The 725-nt window shown below is 65.1% G+C and carries 1 protein-coding gene; it reads right to left on the reverse strand.

From position 1 onward, the window contains the following. The coding region (locus tag DDF70_RS36280) for a transposase (protein WP_170316159.1) at window positions 1-725 on the reverse strand (725 nt) is incomplete at both ends.

The following is a 725-nucleotide window of genomic DNA, read 5'->3' on the forward strand; positions in this document are numbered from 1 at the left end:
GCTGGGATGGGAGCCATCATGAGCTTGGTGAATGCGGATTGCCGGGTTCGTGCGAGCGGCGTGCCCGCGAACCAGGCACCAAGCCGGATGAGGTTCATGGCAGCCGCTGTCAGCACGTGCTGAAGATGCGTCTTGGCGAGACCGATGTAGCGGGAGCGCCGCAAGTGTAGGGCGCGCACGCCAGCCGAAATCGTTCCCTCGATGCCGGCGCGCTTCTGGTACTCTTTGGCGAAGGCGGGCTGCGCCTCACGCTCGCGAGCCGCTGCAAGGGTCTCGTGCTCCTCCTGAGGGCGCAGCGTGAGAAGCCGCCGCTCGCTCCGAGTACACTGTGCCTTCAATGGGCAGGGGCGACAGTGGGTCGTCGAGAAGCGCACCTTGAAGGCGGTTCGTCCTTGCCAGTAATCGGGACGCCAGCTCCGGCTCTCGTGCCCGGCCGGACAGATCGCGACTTGCCGATCCCAATCGAAGATGAAGTCCTGCACCGTGAAACCTCCTTCTGAACGGGCCTGCCACTGATAATCCTGGGGAGCCGGCCCCAGGAGGGTGACGCCATAGGTCCGGCGACTGGCGACGAGTTGATCGGCCGCGACGTAACCAGCATCGACCAGATGAGTGTCGGGCAGCAGACCTTTGGCTTCGAGCGCCGCATGGATGTCTTCGAGAGCGTCGCGATCCACGACCGGTGCCGGCGTGGTCTCCACATGCGTGATCAGGTGCGGGCCGCC

The organism is Microvirga calopogonii (assembly GCF_003347665.1).
Classification (GTDB): Bacteria; Pseudomonadota; Alphaproteobacteria; order Rhizobiales; family Beijerinckiaceae; genus Microvirga; species Microvirga calopogonii.